Here is a 25,873-nt window from a genome sequence, read left to right as displayed (position 1 = left end):
GCAGATTAAAAAGAAAAAGACAACCTTTCCCTTTCAATCTACTTTTTGATTAGCCGTTTAAACTTAAAATTTCTCGAATATCTTCTTCAGTAAAGCTTGAGAAGCTGCTACCATCTCCACTTGATTCAATCACTTGATCGAATAAATCTTTTTTCTCTTGTTGCATTTTCATAATTTTCTCTTCAATGGTTCCTGTAGCGATCAGCTTCATCACTTGCACTACATTTTTTTGACCAATTCTATGCGCTCTTCCTGCTGCTTGCTCTTCCACTGCAGGATTCCACCATAAATCATAAAGAATAACGGTATCTGCACCAGTTAAATTTAAACCAGTACCTCCTGCTTTTAGTGAGATTAAGAACACATCTTTTTCACCAGCATTAAATTGATTAACCATCTCAATTCTTTCTTTTGGTTTGGTTCCACCATGTAAATAAAACATCTCATAGCCTAATTCCGTTAACTCTTCTTGAATCAAGCTAAGCATCGATGTGAATTGAGAAAATAATAGCACACGCTTGCCATTTTCTTTAGCTGTTTGAAGCAGCTCTTTTAATTGCTCAAGCTTACCTGATTCACCTTCATAATTTTCAACAAATAAACGTGGATCACAGCAAATTTGGCGCAATCTCGTTAAGCCTGCTAGGATTTCAATTCGGTTGCGTTTGAAGTCATCATGATTCATGCCTTGAACACTTTCTTGAATTCGTTTTAAATAGCCTAAATAAATCGTTTTTTGCTCTTTTGTTAGTGAACTATAGAGGTTCGTTTCAATTTTATCCGGTAAATCTTTTAAGACATCTTTTTTGATGCGCCGTAAAATAAAAGGCTGTACCATTTTGGCAATTTGCTCATGCGTCATGCTTTTAAATGTTCGTAGATTTGGGAAAAAGCCAGGCATAATCAATTGGAAAATCGCCCATAATTCTTCGATTTTATTTTCAATTGGTGTACCACTTAAAGCAAACTTGCGATAACTTCTTAGGGTTGTAATCGCTTGTGCTGTTTTGGTATGATAATTTTTTACCATTTGTGACTCATCTAAAATTAACGTATCAAATTGAATGGTTTCATAAATGGCTGCATCTTGTCTAAAGCTTGGATATGAAGTAATCAGAATTTGTGCTGATTCTCCAGCAGTAATCATTTTTTTACGTTCTGCTGCATTTCCTGTGACAACTTGCGTCCTTAATTGTGGGGAAAATTTTTCAAACTCATGCGCCCAATTGTAAATTAAAGAAGCAGGTGCTAGGATTAAAAACGGTTTTTCAGCTTTTTCTTCTTCGATTTCAGATAAAATAAAGGTAATGGTTTGCAAGGTTTTTCCTAGTCCCATATCATCTGCTAGAATACCACCAAAGCCATATTTAGCTAGCATTTTTAACCATTTAAAGCCAAAGAGCTGATAGCTTCTTAAGGTAGCATTTAATTGTTTTGGAACAGTCACTTCCATGGCATCTGGATGGTTTAAGTCTTCTAATAAAGTATGGAATTTTCTAGTTAACACGCGTTTGCCATGTGTTTCTTTTTCTAATTTTTCATGTAAGGCTAACCCTTGATAGCTTGGAATGCTAACCTTTCCTTCATGACTGGCATGTGTTGCATCTACTCTAAGCTCTCTTAAAATATCTGCAACTTCTTGAAAGGCCATTGTTTCTAGTGATAAAATCGTCCCATTGTCAAAGCGATGAAAGGCCTTCTTCTCAATTAGACTAATCAAGACCTCATCTACTTCATCTGGTGTAATACCAGCAACATCAAACTGAACATCTAATAAAGAACCTTCATTTTGAATGTCAATTGTGGTAACTGGTTCGATTTCTTCTAAAAACAGATTTTCAAGTGTTGGATCTACATGAATGGTTGCTAAGCTTTCTAATAAAGGGATTTCTTTTGTAAATAAGGTATAAAGCACCTCTGGATTTGCACCATTTTTCACATAATTTCCAGTTATTTTTTGATAGCCAAGAGCTTCAATTTGCCCGCTGATTTGCAGCTCTTGCTGCGTATCACGAATAAAATTTAGCTGATTGTTTTCGTTTCTGCTTGGATCAGTTGAAATCCGAACCTCTCCATAGATAAAATCTAAGACCAACTGCAACACATCATCTTTTAAGGAAATAAAGAGTTCTGTTGCTAATTCTTTTTCAATAAATTGTTGTTGTAATTGTTCATCTAAGTGGACCGTTCCTACTTTTTTTAATAAAGGAAGAACATAATTCGTAAATTTTGGCGCATTAGTAGCAGAAATTGGAATTTCTTGATTCCCATAACGCTCAATATAATAATTCATACTTTGAAAGTTTTTCATTTGCTCTGGTGTTGGTTGGAAAATCATATTTTTTAAGAGCAACCAATCATAGCCTTCGAGGTAATGAATATCATGATTTTGAATATATAAAATAAAGCTGTCTTGATCCTGAAATAAATCAAAAGAAAGTGGCAATTGATTTTGCACAAAAGCAATCTCATGATAGGTTGCACCATCTACTTCTAAGGTTAATTTTCCAACTTCTTTTAGTGTTGAAATCATTTCTTCAGCAATCACAACAGGTAAAACTAGATACTTTTTATTGCCAAAGATGGATTTATTATCCTTCAAAAAGCTCATCATCGTTTGGTTAGAGACATGTACTTTTTTTAATTCAGCTAGAATCGCTTCATGTTGTGGTTCAATCATCAGTTGATTAAAATCAATGACTAATTTTTGATTGATTTCATAGGTTCCTTTTTGGAAGTAAGCTTGAAAGAAAGCATCTAAATCTTTTACAATGTAGAAGCGATCAAAGCCTATTTTTAAGCTAAGAACAAACACTTCTTTGGCTTGACGAAATTTTTGTTTGGTAATGGGCTGTAATTCTAATTTGTAAAAAATGGATAGTTTTTGAGCAGGCTCAGTAAGAAGCTGGGTCATGTCATTTTGCTTCAGATAAAGACGGCTAAAAGCTTCTGTAATTTCATCGCCTGAATCAGGTTGATCCATACTGAGTTTAGAGAGCTCATGTTGATTCATCACTCTACCAATTCCTTGATCACGCATCGCCAGCTCAACTGCCACTGTATGTTTACAGTAGCCATGATCTACCCAATAGGGGCATTCACAAAAGTCCTCTTCTTTTGGTGCACCATCTAGTTCAACATGATAGATTTCATTTCCCATGACTTTAGCTGTCCAGATTTTTTTGTTTGGGTTCGCAGAAATATCAAATACACGTTTTTCATTTACATAGCTTCTTGCTCGCTCAACAATTCTTTCGGGGATACTCCACTTCATTTCCTTAGCCTACTTTCCATTCAATCCATTTACTTTTTATCCATCCCTATATTGTACTGCATTTTTCAACTTTTATAAATAGTTCTTTTGGTTATTTTTATGAAAATGATGATTAAGCAGTATCTGATGACTAGTATCCAACAAAAAAGAACCTTCACAACGAATAGCTGAAGATTCCTTTTGTCTTTGATCTAATCTAATGCCTCAAACTTTTCTTTCATAGTCGGATTTTTTCGCACTAATTTTTTAACGGTTAAGTCCTCGGCTTTATTATTTGCTAAACGCAAATTATTTTCTGATGATAATAAAGCTTCTTTGGTTTTTTGTAAATGGATAATCGTTTTATCAATTTCATCAATCGCAGTATTAAACTTACGACTTGCTAAATCATAATTTTTAGCAAAGGCCGTTTTAAATAAATTTAAATCCTCTTCAAAATTTGTAATATCAATGTTTTGCTCACGCATTAAAGCAATTTCTTGTTTATATGCTAGTGAGTTAAGGGCTGCATTTCGCAACAATGTAATCATTGGAATAAAGAATTGAGGGCGAATCACATACATTTTTTCATATTCATATGAAACATCTACAATGCCATTATTATAAAGCTCATTTTCTGCTTCTAGCATACTGACTAAAATAGCATATTCACATTTCTTCTCTTTACGGTCTTTATCTAGCTCCTTAAAGAAGTGCTCATTTTTCTTTTTAGTCGCTGTTTCATCGCCTTCATTTTTCATTTCAAACATGATTGAGATAATTTCTGTACCCTGTTCATCAAATTCGCGATATATATAGTCGCCTTTACTCCCAGTTTTTGCATCATTATCTTTGCCAAATTCTGCATTTTTGAAAGCTGTCATTCTTAATCGGTTAAATTCGATTTCACAATGCTGCTCTAAGCTTTCCCCTATCATTTTAGTCGATTGTTTCGCTTTAAAGTCTTTATAAAAAGCAATGGTTTCCTCTTTTTGTTTTAGCTCAATTTCATATTTTTCTTTGATGGCATTTTTTTCTAAGGCTTTTTCTTTTTCTTGTAGGGTCATTTTTACTTGGAGTGCAGCAATCTCTTTTTCTTTTTCAGCACTTGCTTGAAAGACCTCAAATTTCTTTTCATTTTCAGCTGATTTTATTTGTTCAAGTAACGCTGCAATTTTTTGATCTTGTTCAGCAATTTTTTCTTTCATGGTACTTTCAACCTGAGATATTGCTAGTTCTTTTTCTTGTTTATTCCCATTGATGATTCCTTTAAGATCAGCAACTTCTTTTTCTTTTTGGAAAAGCTGTTGGTCAAAGCTACTTTTGGTTTGTTGTTCCATTAAAGCAAGCTCACTTTTATGCTGCGCCTTAGATTGTTCCAATTTTTCATGTACTTCATCATTAAATTCTTTTGTTCGAACTTGATTTAGGATATCAGCATAACTTGCTTCATCAATCGTAAATGCTTTTCCACAATGAGGGCATTTTATTTCACGCATAGCCATTTCTCCTTTTATTTTAATCCATTATATTTTATCTTTTAGGGCATTTTATTTGATTCTATCATCTTATTTGAGGCTAAATCTGTGTTGTTCTGTTTGAATCAGCCCACTTCTTCTTATTATAACAGTTTCTAGTATTTTTTGTTTATAGATATTATCTTTAAAGGAGAATTTTTTCCTTGCCTTATTTTGAAATTTCTTGCATACTTATACTTGTTAGTATCATAATTTAATGAGTTATTGAGAGGTTGATTTCCGTGTTTTATAGAGTTGTTGCAGGAATTGTAAAAGGTTTGATTTTTATTATTAATGGCAAAACTACTGTTCAAAATATAGACAAATTACCTAAAGAGGGAACTTTTATTTTAGTTGGACCACATCGCTCCATTCTTGATCCTGTCTTTTTTGCACTTGCAGCTTATCCGAGACCCTTTACTTTTATGGCAAAGGAAGAATTATTTAAGCATAAGCTGTTAGGCTGGTTTATTGCAAAATTAGGCGCGTTTCCAGTTAATAGAGACAATCCTGGACCAAGTGCTTTAAAAATCCCTGTTAAGGGTTTAAAGGATCAAGGCAGAAATTTGATTATTTTCCCAAGTGGTTCAAGACATAGTGAGGATTTAAAAGGTGGCGCAGTTACAATTGCAAAGCTATCTGGTGCACCAATTATTCCAGTTGTTTATCAAGGTCCATTAAGTATTGGTGGTTTATTTTCAAGAAAAAAAACCAGCGTCCGTTTTGGTGATCCTATTATTGTTGAGCGAAAAACGAAGTTAGATAAAGAAAATATTCAACTATTTGATCAAAAAATGCATGATGCGTTTAAGCAATTGGATACTGAGCTTAATCCAAAATTTGTTTATGTCCCAAAAGAAAAAAATAAACAATAAACTTAACAAATATAAAAACACCCTGTTGCCTTCATTCATGTAAAATGAAAAAACAGAGGTGTTTTTTATCGTTAAAATTATTTCGTATCTAGCTCAAACAAAGGGAATTGTAAATTTGGTGAAAGAAATCATCATTGATTCGATTTCTTTCACCTGTAAATTTTAGCATCCTTGCATCATCAATACTGTCAAAAATCAAACTTATTTTATTCTCCTTCAGTACTTTGAAGCTGATACATATCATAATAAGTCCCTTGTTTCGCTAGTAACTCATCATGAGTGCCTCGTTCAATAATCTGCCCTTTATCAAGAACTAAAATCAAATTGGCATCCTTAATGGTAGACAAGCGATGGGCAATCGCAATGGTGGTTCTACCTTTACGCATTTTGCGTAAGCCTTCTTGAATTAAGCTTTCTGTTTCTGTATCAATATTCGCAGTCGCTTCATCTAAAACAAGAATTTTAGGATCGGTTACAATTGTTCTCGCAAATGATAGTAACTGTCTTTGTCCACTTGAATAGCTTGCACCTCGCTCAATAACTTTTGCATCATAAGCACCTGGCAACGCTTCAATAAAGCGATCAGCTTGGACAAAGCTAGCAGCATCTCGAATGGCTTCTCCTGAAATACTGTCATCCATTAAACGAATATTTCCTTTAATATCACCATAAAACATAAACGAATCCTGTAAAACAAGTCCCATTTTATGACGCAATTCTTTTGTAGGATATTGCTTAATCGATACACCATCAATCAAAATATCTCCACGATTAAATTCATAAAATCGCATCATCACATTAATAATTGAGCTTTTACCACTCCCCGTATGTCCAACAAGCGCAACGGTTTCACCAGGATTGGCGGTAAAGCTAATATCATGTAACACATCATGCTCGCCATCATATGAGAAGCTAACCTGTTTAAACTCAATTTTAGCATCTTGAATGAGGTGCTTACCTTCACCCGTTTGCCCAGGTGCTAATTCTTCATTATCTAAGATTTTTAAAATACGGCTTCCAGAAACGACTCCATCCTGAAAAACACTTAGATAATCCATCATATTCGTCATTGGATTAAAGAAATTTTGTGCATAGGTAATAAATGCATAAATGACCCCTACGCTGATTGGCTGAGTGAAAGAATCATAACCAAAGAATCCTAAAATAACCACTAATGAAGAGGTATAAAGCAAACTAATAATTGGCCCCAAAAAGAGTGCATTAATTTTAATCATAGAATATCTTGACGCTAAATATTCATCATTTGTGACACCAAATTCTTTTTGCAGCCTTTTTTCTTGTCTAAACTGTTGAATAATGCTCATACCAGAAATGGATTCATTAAGCTTGGTATTTAGTTGGCTTAATTTTTCACGCATGCCACGATAGATTCTTGAGCTTTGGTGCTGATAATACCAAATAATAAACCCTAAAACTGGTAGGAAAATTAAACAACTAAAAGCTAACCGGATATCTAAAAAGAACATGGCAACAAAGGCCGTCATAATCGCAAATAAGCCTTGTAAAACGGCTTGGAAAACTTGGAAGAACTCTTTAATTCCTTCAGTATCATTGGTTACTCTTGACACAATAGAGCCTGCTGGAGTTTGATCAAAGTAACGCATCCCTAATGTATGCAATTTACCAAATAAAGTATCGCGAATGTGCTTCACTGTTTTCTCAGAACCTAAGCGGTAAATATAAAGGGAGAGGAACCAAAAGACACTTTTAATCAATATTGTGCCAAAATATAAGCCTGCAAATAATAATAAAATCTGTTGTGTGGCTTTTTGAGGAACCAAATAGGTGTCAATAAAAATTTCAATAATTTTTGGTAGCATAATATTGGTAAGTGCCAGTAAGAAACCAAAGAAAAGTGCACTATAAAATTGCTTTTTAAATGGTTTAGCAAAAACAAATAAACGTTTCATAATTTTTATTTGCTCTTTTACTGGGATGGATTCAGACCATTCATTTTTATTTTCCATTAAGCCTCACCTCCATCTAGCTTACTTTCCAGTTGCTGTCTACGATACATATCATGATACCAGCCACCTAGTGCAAGTAAGGTATCATGGGTGCCACGCTCAATGATTTCCCCATTGTCTACCACAATAATTTCTTCTGCATGCATCACACTACTTAAACGATGCGCCGCAATAATAGTTGTTTTATTGGCACGTTCATTTTTTAACGCTTTTAAAATGGCTTCTTCTGTTTTGGCATCCACAGCTGATAGCGCATCATCTAAAATCAACAATTCAGGTGAAGTGGCTAAGGCACGTGCAATCGAAATGCGTTGCTTTTGTCCACCAGAAAGTGAAACGCCACGTTCTCCTACTTCAGTTTCATAGCCCTCTGGAAATCCTAAAATATCCTCATGAATAGCCGTCATTTCTGCAAATTTTACTACTTCCTTATGCGATAAATCTGGCTCAGAAAAGCGAATATTATTTTCAATACTCGTAGAGAATAAAAATTGATCTTGTGGAACATAACCAATGGATTTCTTTAAAGCATCTAAGGAATAGTCCATGACAGGATATTGACCAAAAATAATGTTGCCTTGATAACTATCATGTTCTCTTAGCATCAATTTCAAAATAGAAGTTTTACCAGCCCCTGTTTTCCCAACAATTCCAAGTGTTGCGCCTTCTTTAATCTCAAAATCAATCTGTTTTAAAGCTGCTTTTTCATCTTCTGGATAGTGGAAATCAGTCACATGGAAATGAATATCTCCTTTAGCAGGTTCTTGAATGGCAAATGGATCCTCAACAATGGTTGATTTTTCCATCAATAATTCATTCACTCGATCATAGCTGGCACTGCCACGCTCTAAGATATTAAATAAATAACCTAGCGCTAACATTGGCCAAATTAACATATTCAAATAGTTAATAAAGGAAATCAGCTGTCCAATTGAAATGCTTTGATTCATCACAAAACGACCCCCTACAATAATTGTTAAAATGTAGGAGATACCAATAATGATGGTGATTACTGGATCAAATAATGAATCAAGGAAAAATACTTTGCGATTCATTTTAACAACATAGTCCGTTTTTGTTTTGAAATCATTTAAATCTTGTTTTTCTTGTCCAAAAGTCTTGATGACTTTCATCCCTGAAATACTTTCTTGAGCCTTATCATTCATTTTGGAAAAGCTTTCTTGGCTATCTCTAAAGGCATCATGTAAGCGGTCCCCTAATTTTTTAGACGCATAGGCTAAAAAAGGAAAAGGAATCAAGGCCATCAAGGTTAAGCGCCAGTCAATGACAACCGCCATGGCAATAATGGTTACCCCACCAGTGACCAATGAATCAACTAAGGTTAAAATTCCCACTCCTGCTACTTGTTGAATCGCTGACAGGTCATTGGTTGCATGAGCCATTAAATCCCCAGTTCGATAAGTTTGAAAGAACTTTTGATCCATATCAGTAAAATGTTTAAATAAATTTGAACGCAACACTTTTTCTAAGCGTGCTGCCGACCCCCATATATGCACACGCCAAATATAACGAAATACATATTGTAAAATAGCGACACAAAAAATCGCTACTAATGTTTGTACTAAAATAATAACAGTTAACCTGTTACCACCAATTTCATCTGCTAAAAAGCCAATTAATCTAGGTGGTACTAATTGTACAATTGCTACTAGAATTAAAAACAAAACCCCAATAAAGTATGATTTCTTTTCTTGTTTAAAAAACCAGCCTAACTTTCTAAAAATACCCATTCTAAATGTTCACCTTCATTCATTTTCTTTGCTATATGATTATTCCCATTTAGAAAACTCAAGAGAAATAGGCCAACTTTTGCGTATACAGGAAGTCTTTTTATTTTTGTACACACAACATTAGATGACAGAAAAAAGGCGAACAATAGTTGCCCGCCTTTCTCTAAAGTCAAATAATGATTGTATCACTATTTTTTCTTATTTGCTCGTTCAGATTGAACTTTCATTGAAGCCATCATCTGCTTAATTTTCTTCTCAGATGGTTTTTGCCCCATTTGCATCATCATTGTACGTAGCATATCTTCGTTAACGGGAGGATTATTTTTAAAGTAATCCATCATATATTTTCTGGCGATAAAGAAACCGCCAACTAATCCTAAAACTAGTGTGATAATTGGTATTAAAATATTCATATCTACTCTTCTCCTTTCAAGACTTCTCAATTAATCATTTTACTAGATTCTGCCGGAAAAGAAAAGAAGTTTCTAGCGTTTTCATGGAATAAAAATAGAATCTTTTGAATTTGGCTATTTTTTAGTAGTTTCCTCTAAATTTCAGGCTCATTTTAGCTTGTATATTTCTTTAGACTAGGAATTGCGCTTTTTTAATTAAAAAGAAAATCCTAGAGGAAATTCCCTCTAGGATTAACAGTTTTTCAATTATTCTTTCCACTCAGCAACTTCTTTTGGATGACTATCAATCCAATTTCTAGCTGCTTCTGTAGGATCTGTTCCTTTATTAATTTCTAACATCACAGATTCCATATCTTCTTTTGTCCAATGGAAGTTTTTCAATACTTGGTACGCTTCAGGATTTTCTTTTTCTAAACCTTTTTTAGCCATTGTATGAATGGCTTCTTCATCTCCCATTGTTCCTTTTGGATCTTCTAAATATTTTAAATCATATTTAGCAAACATCCAATGAGGAGACCAACCGGTAATTACAATGTCTTCTTTATTTTTAATGGCTTGACCAAGAGCAACAGTCATCGCACCAGAAGAAGAGGTTTCAATTGTCCAATCCTTTAGGTTATTGTAAGTTTGCTGTGTCTTTTCAGCAGCAGCAACAACACCTGCACCAGGCTCAATTCCTGTAATTTTTTTATCTGCTTGATTTTTTAACTCTTCAATTGAGTTAACATCCATATATTGTGGTACAACGATACCGAGTTTAGCGCCTTTTAGATTTTCACCTAGATCCTCTACTTGGTCCTTATACTGTTTATATTGCTCCCCATGTGTGCCTGGAAGCCAAGCAGAAACCATTGCATCCGTTTCTCCTTTTGAAAGAGATTCCCACATAATGGCATTATCCAAAGGTGTGACAGAAACTTCATAATCAAGATCTTTTAAAACTTCAGCAACTACATGAGTAGAGGCAACCTCTGTATCCCACTCTACATAAGCAAGAGCAATTCTTTTCTCATTGTCTTTAGAAACAGAGAATAGTGTAGAACTAGCTATTAAAGCGATAATGGCAACAACGGCAACAATAATCCCACCAATTTTTTTGTTTTTAGATTGCTTCGTTGAAGCTGGAGCAGTCTTTTTCTTATTTAAATTTTGGGTAAAACGATCAATGATAATCGCTAAAATAACTAAAGCGACACCATTCACAAAACCATTACCAACTTGCGCACGCTGTAAAGCGGAAAGAACGCCACGACCAAGTCCTGGTGCACCAATCATTGATGCAATGACTACCATTGAAAGTGCCAGCATGGTTGTTTGATTGACCCCTGCCATAATGGTACTTTTTGCTAAAGGTAACTCAAGCTTGAATAATTTTTGCCAGCTCGTGCTCCCAAATGAATCAGAAGCTTCAACTAGCTCTTTTGGTACTTGGCGAATCCCAAGATTTGTAAAACGAACTGTTGGTGGTAAAGCAAAGATTACAGAAGCAAAGACTCCTGGCACCATACCGATTCCAAAGAAGGCAACTGCTGGAATCAAATAGACAAAACCAGGCATTGTTTGCATGAAATCTAAAATAGGTGTAATGATACTTTTGGCTTTATTACTTTTGGCCATTAAAATACCAAGGGGCACCCCTATCACAATCGATACCACACTAGAAAGTAAAACTAATGTGACAGTACTCATTAAATCTGTCCATAAATTTTGGTTATAGATAAAAAGTAAGCCAATAAAGGTAAATAGCGTTAACCCAATTTTCTTATTTGAAATCAAGAAAGCAATGGCTGTCAGTAAAACAATAAATAGAAGTGGCGGGATCGCAACTAAAAGAGAGGTAATCCCATCCATTAAACTTTGACCTGTTGTTTGGAAGAAACCAAAAACACCTGAAAAGGTATTCGTCATCCACTCTGTAATTGTTTCAACCCATTCTGCTACTGGCAGTTGATAATTAGTCATTGTTTGTCACCTCTGTTTCTGCTAATGCTTCAAGTACACTGCCTCGAATCACAACACCAACTAATTTATTGTTGTCTGTTACGGCAATTGGTGTTGGTGAATCATAGATAATTGGAAAAATATCATTCACCAGCATATCTTTATCAATTGTTGTAATATCTGTATCGACATAGTCCGTTAAGAGCTTACCAGCTTTTCTAGCTTCTAATGCACGCTCAGCACGTACAACCCCTTTTAACTGACGTTTTTTATCAACAGCTAAAAGCATACTCACTTCCTCTTGACGCATTCGTGTTAATGCAACTGTTGGACCATCAATTTCAATGTTTGTTGTCAAGGCAGGAACCATGATATTTTGCGCAGTTAAAACTTTAGAGCGGTCCACATCTTCAACGAATGTACGAACATATTCATTGGCTGGGTTTGTCAAAATTTCTTCTCCTGTACCAACTTGCATCAATTGACCATCTTTCATGAGTGCAATACGATCACCAATTCGTAAAGCTTCATTTAGATCATGGGTGATAAAGATAATGGTTTTTTTCACATTTTCCTGTAAATCAACTAACTCATCTTGCATTTCTCTACGAATTAATGGATCAAGAGCCGAAAAGGCTTCATCCATTAGTAAGATTTCAGGATCATTGGCTAACGCTCTTGCTAACCCAACACGTTGTTGCATCCCACCTGATAATTGATTTGGAAACTGGTCTTTAAAAGCTAATAAGCTTGAATTTTCTAAGGCTTTTTCTGCTTTAGCAGTTCGTTCTTCCTTTGGTACACCACGGATTTCTAAACCATACTCAGTATTTTCTAAGATGGTACGATGAGGAAAGAGACCAAAGTTTTGGAAAACCATACTCATTTTATTCCGACGAACTTCACGTAATCCTTCTTTATCTAATTTAGCAATTTCTTGCTGATCAATGTAAATACTTCCAGAGGTTGGTTCAATCAAACGGTTCAATAAACGAATTAAGGTTGATTTCCCACTACCAGAAAGTCCCATAATCACAAAGATTTCTCCTTCTTCTACTTCAAAATTGACATCATAAACCCCAACCGTTGCCCCGGTCTTTTTCAAAATTTCAGTTTTATCTTTGTTTTCTTTGATCATATCCAGTGCTTGCTTTGATTTTTTACCGAATATTTTCGTTAAATGTGATACTTTTACTTTGGGCAAAACTAAACTCCTCCTTATTTTTAAAGCTAAACGAACTTGTTCAGCACCAACAGAATAATTAGAAAGTGATGCTCTTTTCCACAATCAAATTAATCTTATTTCGAGGTACTAGTTCATAAAGCTTGATAACACATCATTCATGCTGTTTTCATTGTCTTCACTTTATCAACCATCATTTATTTTCTAAAAGTAATGTTGAAATGAGCGCTTGCTACTCTGACAGGAAAATAATAAAAAATGAGTGAGACTAAAAGTGTCTCACCCATTCTTATCTGTTATCCGAGGTGCTAGCCTATATAGCTAGATCATATAAAGTGTAATGATTTCATCTTGCTAATCTGTTTCAAAAGCAATAAAGTGTTGCATTCTATTGCCAAGATTTGATTTACACGTGAAGACAAATTATTTTCTTTTTCTGTAAAAATCGACTATTTAAGGTTAACATTCTCTCCTCACTTTGTCAAATATCGAAAAGGAAGAGCCATCACAATGAAACATGATTGCCCTTCCTTTATCAAATGATAAATTGTCTTATTTTTAGAGAATGCTTAGCCTAATTTGTTAAATGTTGCTACAACATTTTCGACTGTAAAGCCAAATTTCTCAATTACTGTATTTCCTGGTGCGCTTGCGCCAAAGTGATCGATTCCTAAAGCAATACCGTCTAAGCCAACATAACGTTCCCAGCCAAATGTTGCCCCCATTTCGACAGATACACGTTTACGAACTGCTTTTGGTAAGACGCTTTCTTTGTAGGCTTCATCTTGCGCTTCAAATAAATCAAAGCTTGGCATTGATACAACAGAAACATCTTTTCCTGCTTTTGCAAGCTCTTCCTGTGCTGCAATCGCAAGTGCAACCTCAGAACCTGTCGCAATTAAGATACCTTCTGGTGTTTGACCTTTAGCAGGAGAAATCACATAAGCACCTTTACGAACATTGTTGCGAGCATTTTCTTTTGTTCCTGGTAAAACAGGTAAGTTTTGTCTGGTTAAAACAAGCATTGTTGGGTGGTCATTTGATTCTAAAGCTAATTCCCAAGCTGCTGCTACTTCATTTCCATCTGCTGGTCTTAAAACAGATAAGTTAGGAATACTGCGTAAGCTTGAAAGTTGTTCAATTGGCTCATGAGTTGGGCCATCTTCTCCAACTGCTACTGAATCATGTGTAAAGACATAAGTTACTGGTGCTTTTTGAATTGCTGCAAGACGAATGGCACCACGTAAATAGTCTGTAAAGACGAAGAATGTTCCACCATAAGTTTTTAAGCCACCATGTAAGGCAATTCCGTTCATTGCAGCACCCATTGCAAATTCACGTACACCATACCAAATGTTACGTCCTTCATATTGTCCAGGTTCAAAATCTTTTTCACCAGCGACCATTGTATTGTTTGATGCTGATAAATCGGCAGAACCGCCCCAGAAGTTTGACACTTCTTTCGAAATTGTTTGAATCATTTCGCTACTTGTAACACGGCTTGCTGCGCTTGTTCCTAAATCATAGCTAGGTAAAGCGTTTTTCCAATCTGCCGGTAATTCATTTGCCATAATTGTTTTGAACTGTGCTGCTAATTCTGGATAAGCTGCTGTATAGTCTGCAAATAATTGATTCCAAGCATTTTCTGAAGCTGCGCCTTTGTCAATCATTGTTTCTTTGAAACGTGTTGCAACTTCTTCTGGCACTGTAAATTCAGGATAATCCCAGCCATAAGCTTTTTTAGCAACTGCAATTCCTTCTGCTCCTAGTGGTGCACCATGAACTTTTGATGTTCCTTCTAGTGGCGCGCCATAGCCAATCACTGTTTTCACTTCAATTAAAGTTGGTTTTCCAGTTTCAGCTTTTGCTGCTTCAATGGCTTTTGAAATAGCGGTTAAATCATTGCCATCTTTCACTAAAATATGTTGCCAACCATAAGCTTCAAAACGTTTACCAACATTTTCAGTGAAGGCTTTTGAAGTTGGACCATCTAATGAAATATCGTTTGAATCATAAAGGACAATTAATTTATCTAATTTTAAGTGACCTGCTAAGCTCGCTGCTTCACTTGCAACACCTTCCATTAAATCGCCATCACCACAAAGTGCATAAGTGTAATGATCCACGATATTGAAATCAGGTTTGTTGTAAGTTGCTGCTAAATGCGCTTCTGCCATTGCAAAACCAACACTTGTCGCAATTCCTTGACCTAAAGGCCCAGTTGTTGCTTCAACGCCATCTGTATGATGTACTTCTGGATGTCCAGGTGTTAAGCTGTCCCATTGTCTAAATTGTTTTAAATCATCCATGCTTACTTGATAACCTGCTAAATGTAACAAGCTATATTGTAGCATTGAACCATGTCCTGCCGATAAAATAAAGCGATCACGATCTAGCCATTTTGAGTTTTTTGGATTCGCTTTCAAATATTTTGTCCATAATGCGTAAGCCATTGGCGCTGCCCCCATAGGTAATCCAGGGTGTCCTGAGTTGGCTTTTTGGATAGCGTCCATACTCAATGTGCGAATCGTGTTTACTGCTAATTCATCTGTCTTGTCAAACAATATAATCATCCTTTCAGGGTTAATACCTTCATTTTAATGTTTTGTCAGAGAAACCGCAATGCTTTTCAGGTAAATTCTTTGATTCTCCTCATAATTCTTTTTTTCTTATCATTTCATTTGACTTCTTATAGGATGAGGTATCATCACAACTTGAGGCGCTAATAACTCTTCTTTAAAGGTTGGGTCAATACAGGCCTCCCAAAATTGCAGATGTATTTGATCAACTTCATGATTTGAAGTTTCTACTGCTTGTCCATTTGGTCCTTGAATCGAGTACCAATAAAGATATTCTTCTCCATCTTTGACTTCTCTAAAAATGGTTTCAACATACATTTTTTCATCAGCTAATGTTAATAAGACATCTGCCATATGGTCATTTAAGAATTGCATCCATTCATCTACCTTGTCAGACATCCCTTTTTTGACCCGAAAACGTCCGCATTCAACTGCTAATGGTTCCATCTTTCAAGCACCTCATTTTTATTTTTTTGCAATTAAGAAGCTGATATTCACGCATCTCAACCAGTAGATTCAGTATATCAAAATCATTTTGAGCTGACAATTTTCCAAAGAATGATTCACAACAAAGTTCAAATGATGCAAACAGAAAAACAGCAAGGTTTAATTGATGGAAACTATTTTTTTACTCATTCTACATGGTATAATAAATAAAATTGATTTCATACATAAAAAGGATGTGGTTCCTATGAAGAGCGTGCAAAAATCAGCTTGGAAAGTCAAAGAAATGTCTAATGAAACACGATTAATTCCTATTAATATGCGGATTACTGAAGAAGAATTCCATTGCTTAAAGTTAGGTGTAAAGCCAAAGGATATGGATGATAGGTGGTTCATTTATTTTGAAAACAATCAGCTTTATTTTCATCGTAGCTGGACTGGTTCTTGTATTTTTATTGCTTCAATTACAGAAAAAAGTCCAGACGATATTTTGATAACTGATGTACGAATTACCCAAAATAAACAGGAATTTAATGTTCCTGAAAAAAAACAAAAAGGTCTCTTTCTAAATTTACTGTATTCCATGTTTACGCTTTAGAAATAGGTTATCTTGATAAAGCATTAGAGGCTCAGCTAAAACGGATATATCGTTTTAGCTGAGCCTCTGCTTTTTAACGAAAAGTACAATCTAATGTATGATCATTGACTAAACCTGCTGCTTGCATAAATGCATAGCAAGTTGTCGGTCCAACAAAAGAAAAACCTTTCTTTTTCATATCTTGACTCATCTGTTCTGAAAGTTCTGTCACAGCAGGCACTTCAGAAATTGTTGCATATTCATTAATGATTGGCTTATGATCTACAAAACGCCAAATATAATCTACAAAGGTCTGCGTTTCTAGCAACTTTTGATAAGCTTGTGCATTTTTAATCACTGATTTTATCTTTAGCTTATTGCGAATAATGCCTTCATTTAGCAATAATTCTTCATACTTTGCCTCATCATAATTGGCTATTTTGGCAGGATCAAATTGATCAAAGGCTTGACGGTAATTTTCTCGTTTGGTCAAAATAGTATGCCAATTTAAGCCAGCTTGCATGGTTTCTAGAATAAATAATTCAAATAATTTTTGTTCATCCTTTAAAGGCTTGCCCCATTCTTTGTCATGATAGTCAATATCTAATGGGAGCTTTGCCCATGCACAACGTATCTCAGTCATCTAACGACCTCCTTTTCTTTTCATAATAGCACATACGTTCCCTTTTGACTAGCTGTTCTTTTGTGCAAAAATGTACAAGCAAATACTTTGCTTCATTGGTTCATTTATGGATAAAATGATTCATGTATGGATAAAAGGAGGAACAAACATGACAGAAAATTATCGTGTGTTATTATATTATCAATATGTCCCAATTGAACAAGGTGAAGTATTTGCAAAACAGCATTTAGCATTTTGTAAAAAAATTGGTATTAAAGGAAGAATTTTAGTTGGCGATGAAGGAATCAACGGCACTGTATCTGGTACTTATGAACAAACGCAAGCTTATATCGATGAAATGCATCAAGATAGCCGTTTTAAAGACATGGTTTTCAAAGAAGACCCTGCTGAGGGACATGCTTTCAAAAAGATGCATGTGCGTTACCGCAAAGAAATCGTTTCTTTAGATTTAGAGGAAGATATCAATCCGCTAGAGTTAACTGGTGCTTATTTAGATCCTGCTGATTTTAGAGAGGCTATGTTAGATGAAAATACAGTTGTGATTGATGCTAGAAATGATTATGAATATGACTTAGGACATTTTAGAGGAGCGATTCGTCCTGAAATTCGTAGCTTTAGAGAATTGCCACAATGGATTCGTGATAACAAAGAGCAATTCATGGAAAAACGTGTCTTGACTTATTGTACAGGTGGTATTCGTTGTGAGAAGTTTTCTGGCTGGTTAGTTCGCGAAGGCTTTAAAGATGTTGGCCAGCTTCATGGTGGCATTGCAACCTATGGAAAAGATCCTGAGGTGCAAGGTGATTTATGGGATGGTCAAATGTATGTCTTTGATGAAAGAATCGCGGTTCCAATTAACAGAAAAGAGCATGTGATTGTTGGAAAAGATTGGTTTGATGGTACACCTTGTGAACGTTACTGTAACTGTGGAAATCCATATTGTAACCGTCAAATGCTGACTTCTGAGGAAAATGAACACCGTTATTTAGGTGGATGCTCTCATGAATGTCGTGTCCATCCAGCAAATCGTTATGTGGTCAAACATCAGCTGTCTACACAGGATGTAATGGATCGTCTTGCTGCAATTGGTGAATCGTTAGAAGCAACTGTATAATCGTGAAAAGTCTCGTTACATTCAATCGTAACGAGACTTTTTTTGTATCTTTCATATTGAAAATTAGACCAAGGCTACAAATAAATACTGTTTTTCTGACTCATTTAACGTTAAGAATAGACAACAAAATCAGATTACTGTCGTACGAATTAACGCAATCATATTTTCAAAATCTTTTTTCCATTTAGCAAAAATTGCTTCCTCACTAAAGTGAATGCGCCCACTTTCACCATAAAATACATAATGATAATAAATTTCCTTCAATAGCTCTGTATCTGCTACAATATAATCCGTATTATAGGCACCTCGTACAATCACTTCTATTTCATATTTTAACAGGAAAATTGTCGCTACTAATGCTGTTCCTGATTCATTCTTATTGATTCTTTGTTCTATCGTTAATTGATGATTTGCACAGAATGCTGTTAGATAATTTTGTACTTCAGATAAATATTGGAAATCCATTTTTCTCTCTCCTTTGTATAGTTATTAATACAAAATTAAATTGCCCATTTAGGCATAATCGGATGATGCTCATTTAATTTCTTAGCATATTTCTGCAAATACATTGCAAACTTTTCATCATCTTTATTTGCTAACGGTCGACAATAAATTGTTTCAACTTGTTTATTTTCAAAGATTGGTAGTCTAGCATCAATTGATACATATTGATTGCCACCTTCTATATATTCAAGCAGCGCAGGTGCATGCTTTAAAGCTGAAAAATCATTCAGATTTTTCAGGCTATCTATCATAATCGTTTTTAAATGATACAACTCAGACATATCCGGCATTTTTTCTACATGAGGTAGTTCATGTAAATACAACCATTCTAAATTTTTCATTGAGCTAACAAAACTAAGATCACTTAACTTCTGCACACACCAAAACTCTAGCACCTTTATGTTAGCATGGTTTTTTAGGGCACTAAAGTCTTTACTTGCTCCAAGCCTAATTGATAATTTTTCAAGTGATGTCATTTGATGAATAAATTCATAAGAGTCAATCGTGATTCCTCGTAACGTAAGTGATTTGATTCTATCTAAGTATTGTAGCTGTTCAATGTCTCTTTTATTTCCTTGAATAGATAATTTTTCAAGTTGTGGATAGCTCTGTAGCCAGCGATAATCAATCTTTGTTTTTCTTTTTGGTAATTCAAGGTGTAAGGATACTAAGCGTTTTGTAAGATGCTTTAGAAAAGCATAATCAACATTTTTTAGCTGACATAACTTCAAGGTACTCAAACATTGTAGCTGCTCAAGAATTTTTATATTTTTCACTTCAATGTCATGACCTAAAATTGATAAGTATCCTAAAGCTGTTAAATTTTCTAAATAATCTAAATCAGCTGGGGCTGATACATCTAAACACCAAATATGTAATTTTTTATTTGGTTGCTTGATAAATAGTTCATTGAGTAAAGCAGCTTCCTCTAATGTTATTGGTCGAAATAATTGAATCGTTTCAATATTTTTTGTTCTCATTATTTCGATTATATCTTTGTTTCTTATTTGCCCAGTTGTTTTTTTTATATTTGCACAATGGCCAGTATATTGAATCACATCAATTTCTCCTTCTTTTGCGTCAGCTTTTATGACTTGCTTTAGTTACTCATTTATTAATTTTTCTTCAAAATAATCGACTAAAAGATCACTAAATAGTAAACTTAGCTGCTCATCAGTTTTCTCTTGATTTTCATTTTTTAAATATGTTGAAAGAGGAATATTTAGTTTTTTATGTTGATATTTTTTACCATACCACCTAGTCATATTGGCTAAATTAAAGACTTTTGCATCAAATTGATTCAATGCAACTAGATAGCCTTCAATAAACGAAGTGAAACGAGCGTAATACGCTGGCTCATCCTGAGCCACATACATCCCTGGATATACTTGGATTTCCCTCAAAAAATTGATGGTTTCCTTTATCATAAGACTTGTATTCATATTTAGTTTAATTTCTCCCCTTCAAATGCATCAACATCATGAGGTGCTATTAATAAATCAGGTAATTTCTCTTTAAATTCCTTATAGTGACTGGTTTCTTTATGAAAGGCAATCGCCTCTCGATCTTGCCAAATTTCAATTAGAACAAAGATCGTTGGATTTGTCACATCTTGATATAAATCATACTGGAGATTTCCAGCTTCTTTTTGCGAACCTGTAACAACTTTTTTTGTAGCTTTTTTGAAAGCTGAAATCGCTTCTTGTTTGACCTTTAAATGAGCATGGTAAATAATCATTTTGATTCCTCCAGTAAGTTTAAAATTGTCTGACATGTTCGCATATTGCTTATTCTTAAACCATTAAGCTTCAATAAAAGCCAGCTGAGCCTCATGGTTTACAATCTCTACTAATTTAAATTTTTGCTGTTCAACTTCATATTTAAAAATGCAACAATTACCAATTCCACCATGATTTTTAGCTATTTTATACTCAGCTTCACAGGTCTCGTCCCAAAACTTTCTAAATTGCCCACAAAAAGCGCCATGACTGACGGCTAAGACCGTTTGATGTCCTTGTTCCATCATTGTTGTACAAGTCTCTACTGCGCGTTTTTGAAAGGATTTTTCTTCTTCTCCACCATACTTAACAAAAAAGTCTTGATAAGGTAGTGGTGGATTTAAATCTTCACTTTCTCCTTCAAAGGTACCAAAATGCCATTCTTTTAACCCTTTTAATCTTGTATAAGGCTGATTTGTAACCAGCTCAAGGGTGTCACATGCACGCTCAGATGTAGAGCTATACGCATGATCAAAAATAATGTGCTGTGCTTTAAAGTAAGCACCAGCTGTTTTCCCCTGTGCAATGCCTAATTCAGTTAATGGTGCATCACACCAGCCTTGAACTTTTCTTCTGACATTAAATAAGGTTTGTCCATGGCGCATTAAGTATAGTGTTTGCTTCATTGCTCATCCGCTCCTTTATAATGACTATCAGCCAAAGTTTTCTCACTATTATCATAGCATAAACAAAAAAATAAGAGTACCGAAATTCGGCACTCTCATTCTATTAATCCTTATTTAATCCGCGCAATAGCTCATCAATGTGATTCCCATATGCGACAGATTCATCTCTTTCAAAAATCAGCTCAGGTACTTTATATAAGCTTAAGCGGCTTCCTAATTCTTTACGAACTAAGCCTTTTGCTTTTTCAAGTCCTTCTTGTGCTGCTTTTAAATCAGATGCCTTGTCAGAAAGAATGCTATAGAATACTTTTGCTTGTTGTAAATCACCAGTTACACGAACATCTGTAATCGTTACGTCTTTCACTCGAGGGTCACGGATTTTTTTTGCTAAAATATCGTTTACTTCTCTTTGTACTTCTTGTGAGACACGTCCAACTCTAAAGTTTGCCATACTTTTCCCCTACTTTCTTTACAACATGATGAATCGCTTATTTACGTTTGATTTCTTCCATACGATAAGCTTCAATCACATCATCTACTCTTAAATCATTAAAGTCTTTAATCATAAAGCCACACTCAAAACCAAGCTTCACTTCTTTTGCATCGTCTTTGAAACGCTTCAAGCTAGCTAATTCGCCTTCGAAGATAACAATACCATCACGAATTAAACGAACGCCGCTATCACGCGCAATAAAGCCTTCTAATACATATCCACCAGCAATTGTACCAACTTTTGATACTTTGAAGGTTTCACGAACAACTGCTTGTCCAATGATTTTTTCTTCAAATTCAGGATCTAACATCCCTTGCATGGCTGTTTCAATTTCTTCAATTGCTTTATAGATAATACGGTGTAAACGAATATCTACTTTCTCTTGATCTGCTTGTTGTCTTGCTTGTGGTGTTGGGCGAACATTAAAGCCAATCACAATTGCATTACTTGCTGCGGCTAATGTGATATCACTTTCGTTAATTGCACCAACTGCGGTATGAATAATTTTCACACGTACGCCTTCGACTTCAATTTTTTGCAAGCTAGCGGCAAGTGCTTCAACTGAACCTTGGACATCTGCTTTAATAATGACATTTACTTCTTTTAATTCGCCTTCTTGTAAGCTTTCAAACAAGTTATCTAAGGTTACACGGTTGGTTGCAGAACGTTGTTCAACAGCCGCTCGCTTCGCACGCTCTTCCCCTGCTGCACGAGCTGTTTTCTCATCTTCAAAGACAACAAAACGATCGCCTGCTTGAGGCACATCATTTAATCCTGTAATTTCAACAGGTGTTGCTGGTCCAGCAACTTTTACACGACGCCCAATATCATTTGCCATCACACGAACACGTCCAAAGGTATGCCCTACAACGATTGGATCGCCAACATGTAAGGTACCATCTTGAACAAGTAAAGTCGCTACGGTTCCTTTACCTTTATCTAAACGTGCTTCAATCACTGTTCCAATTGCTTTTCTCGTTGGATCAGCTTTTAATTCTTGGACTTCTGCAACTAATAGAATCATTTCTAATAATTCTTCAATATTTTGACCAAATTTAGCTGAAATTGGAACGAAAATCGTATCGCCACCCCAAGCTTCTGGAATTAAACCATACTCGGTTAATTCTTGCATCACTTTATCTGGGTTTGCAGCTGGTTTATCGACTTTGTTTACTGCAACAATAATCGGTACTTCTGCTGCTTTAGCATGGTTAATCGCTTCAACAGTTTGTGGCATCACACCATCATCTGCCGCAACAACTAAAATGGTAATATCTGTCACGCCAGCTCCACGAGCACGCATGGTTGTAAACGCAGCATGTCCTGGTGTATCCAAGAATGTGATTGGTTTGCCATCAATTTCAACTTGATAAGCTCCAATATGCTGAGTAATCCCACCTGCTTCACCTAAGGTTACTTTAGTATTACGTAGTGAATCAAGTAAAGTTGTTTTACCATGGTCAACGTGCCCCATGATGGTCACAACTGGTGGACGAGCTGTTAATGCTTCTGGATTTTCTTCTTGTTCAAAATGAACATCTAAATCTGATACATCAATTTGAACTTTTTCTTCAGCAGCCATGCCATAATCAGCTGCAAGTAATTCAATAGTATCTTTGTCTAAGGCTTGGTTTTGAGTCGCCATTGCACCTAGCAAGAATAATTTTTTAATAATCTCTGCTGGCTCACGGTAAATTTTCTTAGATAATTCCGCCACAGTCATGCCATCTGTATAAACCAAGACTTCTGGTAATTCTTTAAATTTACGTGGTACGGGTGGTGCTACTGGTTTTGTTTCACCACGTTTGCCTTTTTTACGACGGTTGTTAAAGCGGTTGTTGTTATTATAACCACCATAACCGCCACGGTTGTTGTTAAAGCGGTTGCCGCCACCTTGTCCACCACGATTGTTGTTGTTTGAAGTGGTAGTTGTTTTAGCTTGACCTTGGCCTTGAGTTGTTTGAGGCCTTTGGTTGTTGCTTTGCGTTGGTTTTTGATTACTTTGCGCAGGGCGTTGTTGCGTTGTTTTATTTTGATTCTGTTGTGGTCTTTGTCCATTTGTTTGGTTCGGACGTTGTTGTCCAGTTTTTTGCTGGTTATTTTGTTGCCCGCTTTGTGCAGGGCGCTGTCCATTTGTTTTTTGTTGCACTGATTTTTGACCACCTTGATTTTGCCCAGTTGACGGTTTTGTCATGGGTTTATTTGTATTTTGTTGTGTTTTTGCTGCCGGTTTGGCAGTTGTTGTTACTGGTTTTGTTTGACTAGCTGGTTTTGCTTCATTTTTAGAACTTTCTTTTTTTGGTGTGAAAACACGATTCAACTTTTCCACTTGGCCTGCGTCCATAGAAGACATATGACTATTATAGTCAATTCCAAGTTCTTTAGCTTTATCAATGACACGCTTGCTGGACATATTATGTTCTTTTGCGTATTCATACACTCTTGTTTTTCCCATGTAATCTACCTCCATTTATCATGCTAATAATTCTTTCAGTTTTTTGGTAAATCCTTGATCCATCACAGTGCAGATTACTCGTTCTTTCCCAATTGCATGACTTAATTCTGCAGTTGTAAATTGAACAGTTATTGGAATTTTATAATAGGTACATTTATTTTGCATTTTTTCTTTTGTACGCTCACTTGCATCTGTTGCGACAATCACAAATCTGGCTTTTTGTTGCTGAATTTCTTTCAATGAAAGGCTTTCTCCAGTGACAATTTTGCCTGCACGCATTGCCATCCCTAATAGGTTTAGGGCTTTTTCTTGATTTGTCATAAGCTCATCCGTGCTTTCTGATGGGTCACATAGTCCAATAACTCTTGGTAAAATGCTTCTGGTACCTTGGTTTCTAAGGGTCGATTTAATAGTTGTTTCTCCATGGCTTTCTTGGCAACAACTGGATCAATGGATACATAAGCACCTCGACCAGGCATTTTTCCTGTTGGATCAATGGCTAATTCGCCTTCTTTATTTTTCACGACACGTATCATTTCTTTTTTAGGTTTCATTTCATTTGAAACAACACATTTACGCATTGGGATTTTCCGCTGTTTTTGCATCTAAATCACCTCTTATTCTTCTACTTGCTCACTGATTTCTTCAATAGCTTCCTCAGTAATGGCTTCAGCTGCTGCTTCTTGTTCTTCAAGCATTGCAATCATATCTGATTCTGATTTGATATCAATTTTACGGCTCGTTAGTTTGGCAGCTAAACGTGCATTTTGTCCACGCTTCCCAATGGCTAATGATAATTGATAGTCAGGAACGACCACAATACAAGAACCATCTTCTTCATTAAATTGTACGGTCAGTACTTGTGCTGGATTTAAAGCATTTGAAACGAATACTGCTGGATCTTCATCCCATTCCACAATATCCATTTTTTCGCCTTTTAATTCATTCACAATCGCTTGGACACGACGGCCTTCTGGTCCGACACAGGTTCCAACTGGATCAATGTTTTCATCACGAGAGAAGACCGCAACTTTTGAACGATCGCCAGCTTCACGAGCAATGGATTTAATTTCAACTGTACCATCATAGATTTCAGGTACTTCTTGCTCAAATAAACGTTTTAATAATCCAGGATGGGTACGGCTTACAAAAATTTGAGGTCCTTTTGATGTGTTTTCCACTTTGGTTACGTATACTTTAATACGATCATGTGGTTGATATACTTCATTTGGCATTTGCTCTTGTTTAGATAAAACAGCTTCGATTTTACCAAGATTAACATAGATAAAACGGTTGTCTTGTCTTTCAACAATTCCCTGCATAATGTCTTCTTCATAACCCACAAATTCATTATAGATAATGCTTCTTTCTGCTTCACGCACACGTTGCATAATCACTTGCTTTGCAGTTTGTGCAGCAATTCGACCAAAATCTTTTGGTGTGACTTCAAATTTAATTTCATCCCCAAGCTCATAGGCGTTGTTGATGGTATGTGCTTCTTCAATGCCGACTTCTAAGCGTGAGTCAAATACTTCTTCTACTACTTCTTTTTTAGCAAAAACATGAATATTGCCTTTTTTCAAATCAAACGTCACTTCTACGTTTTGTGCTTGATTGTAGTTTCGTTTATAGGCTGCAACTAATGCGGCCTCCAATGCTTCAATCACAATTTCTTTTGCAATACCTTTTTCAGTCTCTAAGGCATTTAGAGCATTTAACATTTCTTTGCTCATTGTTCA

Annotated in this window: 23 protein-coding genes; 3 read left to right on the top strand and 20 right to left on the bottom strand. The window is 35.5% G+C overall.

From position 1 onward, the window contains the following. Positions 1-49: 49 nt before the first annotated feature. Positions 50-3,274 carry an SNF2 helicase associated domain-containing protein gene (locus tag BMW29_RS06175; RefSeq protein ID WP_092651500.1) on the bottom strand — a complete coding sequence of 1,075 codons (3,225 nt, stop codon included), beginning with the start codon at positions 3,272-3,274 and terminating at the stop codon, positions 50-52. Positions 3,275-3,465: 191 nt separating this feature from the next. Then, positions 3,466-4,752 carry a DUF2130 domain-containing protein gene (locus BMW29_RS06170; RefSeq protein WP_092651498.1) on the bottom strand — a complete coding sequence of 429 codons (1,287 nt, stop codon included), beginning with the start codon at positions 4,750-4,752 and terminating at the stop codon, positions 3,466-3,468. A gap of 260 nt (positions 4,753-5,012) precedes the next feature. Between BMW29_RS06170 and BMW29_RS06165 the strand changes: the two genes are divergently transcribed. Then, on the top strand, positions 5,013-5,645 hold the full coding sequence (locus BMW29_RS06165; RefSeq protein ID WP_092651496.1) for a lysophospholipid acyltransferase family protein: 633 nt from the start codon (positions 5,013-5,015) through the stop codon (positions 5,643-5,645). Positions 5,646-5,851: 206 nt separating this feature from the next. On the opposite strand, the gene BMW29_RS06160 is transcribed toward BMW29_RS06165, so the two are convergent. The 7 genes from BMW29_RS06160 to BMW29_RS06130 form a co-directional block, all read right to left on the bottom strand. Beyond that, complete coding sequence (locus BMW29_RS06160) at positions 5,852-7,633, bottom strand: ABC transporter ATP-binding protein (RefSeq protein ID WP_092651494.1); 1,782 nt, start codon at positions 7,631-7,633, stop codon at positions 5,852-5,854. Further along, positions 7,633-9,384 carry an ABC transporter ATP-binding protein gene (locus tag BMW29_RS06155; RefSeq protein WP_092651492.1) on the bottom strand — a complete coding sequence of 584 codons (1,752 nt, stop codon included), beginning with the start codon at positions 9,382-9,384 and terminating at the stop codon, positions 7,633-7,635. Before BMW29_RS06155 ends, BMW29_RS06160 begins: the two co-directional genes overlap by 1 nt. A gap of 188 nt (positions 9,385-9,572) precedes the next feature. Continuing rightward, complete coding sequence (locus BMW29_RS06150; RefSeq protein ID WP_092651490.1) at positions 9,573-9,797, bottom strand: YneF family protein; 225 nt, start codon at positions 9,795-9,797, stop codon at positions 9,573-9,575. A gap of 246 nt (positions 9,798-10,043) precedes the next feature. Further along, positions 10,044-11,759 carry an ABC transporter permease/substrate binding protein gene (locus BMW29_RS06145; RefSeq protein ID WP_092651488.1) on the bottom strand — a complete coding sequence of 572 codons (1,716 nt, stop codon included), beginning with the start codon at positions 11,757-11,759 and terminating at the stop codon, positions 10,044-10,046. Further along, a complete protein-coding gene (locus BMW29_RS06140; protein ID WP_218139650.1) occupies positions 11,752-12,942 on the bottom strand; it encodes a quaternary amine ABC transporter ATP-binding protein in 1,191 nt (396 codons plus the stop codon). Before BMW29_RS06140 ends, BMW29_RS06145 begins: the two co-directional genes overlap by 8 nt. 548 nt (positions 12,943-13,490) lie before the next feature. Continuing rightward, positions 13,491-15,485, bottom strand: a complete 1,995-nt coding sequence (gene tkt / locus BMW29_RS06135; protein WP_092651486.1) for a transketolase — start codon at positions 15,483-15,485, stop codon at positions 13,491-13,493. A gap of 108 nt (positions 15,486-15,593) precedes the next feature. Beyond that, positions 15,594-15,947: a DUF6176 family protein gene (locus BMW29_RS06130; RefSeq protein WP_092651484.1), complete on the bottom strand. Its 354-nt coding sequence runs from the start codon at positions 15,945-15,947 to the stop codon at positions 15,594-15,596. Positions 15,948-16,191: 244 nt separating this feature from the next. Here BMW29_RS06130 and BMW29_RS06125 point away from each other — a divergent pair, with 244 nt between their 5' ends. Continuing rightward, a complete protein-coding gene (locus BMW29_RS06125) occupies positions 16,192-16,542 on the top strand; it encodes a hypothetical protein (protein WP_092651482.1) in 351 nt (116 codons plus the stop codon). A gap of 73 nt (positions 16,543-16,615) precedes the next feature. Here BMW29_RS06125 and BMW29_RS06120 read toward each other — a convergent pair whose 3' ends face one another. Beyond that, positions 16,616-17,164 (bottom strand): DNA-3-methyladenine glycosylase I, encoded by a 549-nt coding sequence (locus tag BMW29_RS06120; protein WP_092651479.1) that lies wholly within the window; start codon positions 17,162-17,164, stop codon positions 16,616-16,618. A 148-nt stretch (positions 17,165-17,312) separates the two neighbouring features. Between BMW29_RS06120 and trhO the strand changes: the two genes are divergently transcribed. Further along, positions 17,313-18,278, top strand: a complete 966-nt coding sequence (trhO, locus tag BMW29_RS06115; RefSeq protein WP_092651476.1) for an oxygen-dependent tRNA uridine(34) hydroxylase TrhO — start codon at positions 17,313-17,315, stop codon at positions 18,276-18,278. A gap of 129 nt (positions 18,279-18,407) precedes the next feature. Here the strand turns inward: trhO and BMW29_RS06110 are convergent, their stop codons facing one another. The 10 genes from BMW29_RS06110 to nusA all read right to left on the bottom strand — a co-directional run bounded on the left by BMW29_RS06110 (position 18,408) and on the right by nusA (position 25,867). Further along, positions 18,408-18,743, bottom strand: a complete 336-nt coding sequence (locus BMW29_RS06110) for a hypothetical protein (RefSeq protein WP_092651473.1) — start codon at positions 18,741-18,743, stop codon at positions 18,408-18,410. A 35-nt stretch (positions 18,744-18,778) separates the two neighbouring features. Beyond that, positions 18,779-19,840: a leucine-rich repeat domain-containing protein gene (locus BMW29_RS06105; RefSeq protein WP_092651470.1), complete on the bottom strand. Its 1,062-nt coding sequence runs from the start codon at positions 19,838-19,840 to the stop codon at positions 18,779-18,781. Between the two features lie 45 nt (positions 19,841-19,885). After that, a complete protein-coding gene (locus BMW29_RS06100) occupies positions 19,886-20,185 on the bottom strand; it encodes a hypothetical protein (protein ID WP_143047338.1) in 300 nt (99 codons plus the stop codon). A gap of 41 nt (positions 20,186-20,226) precedes the next feature. Further along, a complete protein-coding gene (locus BMW29_RS06095; protein WP_177165694.1) occupies positions 20,227-20,520 on the bottom strand; it encodes a putative quinol monooxygenase in 294 nt (97 codons plus the stop codon). A gap of 63 nt (positions 20,521-20,583) precedes the next feature. Then, a complete protein-coding gene (locus BMW29_RS06090; protein WP_092651461.1) occupies positions 20,584-21,186 on the bottom strand; it encodes a histidine phosphatase family protein in 603 nt (200 codons plus the stop codon). 103 nt (positions 21,187-21,289) lie between these two features. After that, positions 21,290-21,637 carry a 30S ribosome-binding factor RbfA gene (gene rbfA, locus BMW29_RS06085; protein ID WP_092651458.1) on the bottom strand — a complete coding sequence of 116 codons (348 nt, stop codon included), beginning with the start codon at positions 21,635-21,637 and terminating at the stop codon, positions 21,290-21,292. A gap of 37 nt (positions 21,638-21,674) precedes the next feature. Further along, positions 21,675-24,134, bottom strand: coding sequence for a translation initiation factor IF-2 (infB, locus tag BMW29_RS06080; RefSeq protein ID WP_092651455.1), 2,460 nt, complete (start codon positions 24,132-24,134; stop codon positions 21,675-21,677). Between the two features lie 18 nt (positions 24,135-24,152). Then, positions 24,153-24,455, bottom strand: a complete 303-nt coding sequence (locus tag BMW29_RS06075) for a YlxQ-related RNA-binding protein (RefSeq protein WP_092651452.1) — start codon at positions 24,453-24,455, stop codon at positions 24,153-24,155. Next, entirely contained in the window at positions 24,452-24,739 is a 288-nt protein-coding gene (gene rnpM / locus BMW29_RS06070; RefSeq protein ID WP_092651449.1) for an RNase P modulator RnpM, read from the bottom strand. The genes BMW29_RS06075 and rnpM overlap by 4 nt, the downstream gene beginning before the upstream one ends. Positions 24,740-24,751: 12 nt before the next feature. Next, on the bottom strand, positions 24,752-25,867 hold the full coding sequence (nusA, locus tag BMW29_RS06065) for a transcription termination factor NusA (RefSeq protein WP_092651446.1): 1,116 nt from the start codon (positions 25,865-25,867) through the stop codon (positions 24,752-24,754). Positions 25,868-25,873: the final 6 nt, after the last annotated feature.

The organism is Isobaculum melis (assembly GCF_900111355.1).
Classification (GTDB): domain Bacteria; phylum Bacillota; class Bacilli; order Lactobacillales; family Carnobacteriaceae; genus Isobaculum; species Isobaculum melis.
Note: the sequence above shows the minus strand (reverse complement) of the source record. Positions and strands in the feature narration are given on the sequence as shown.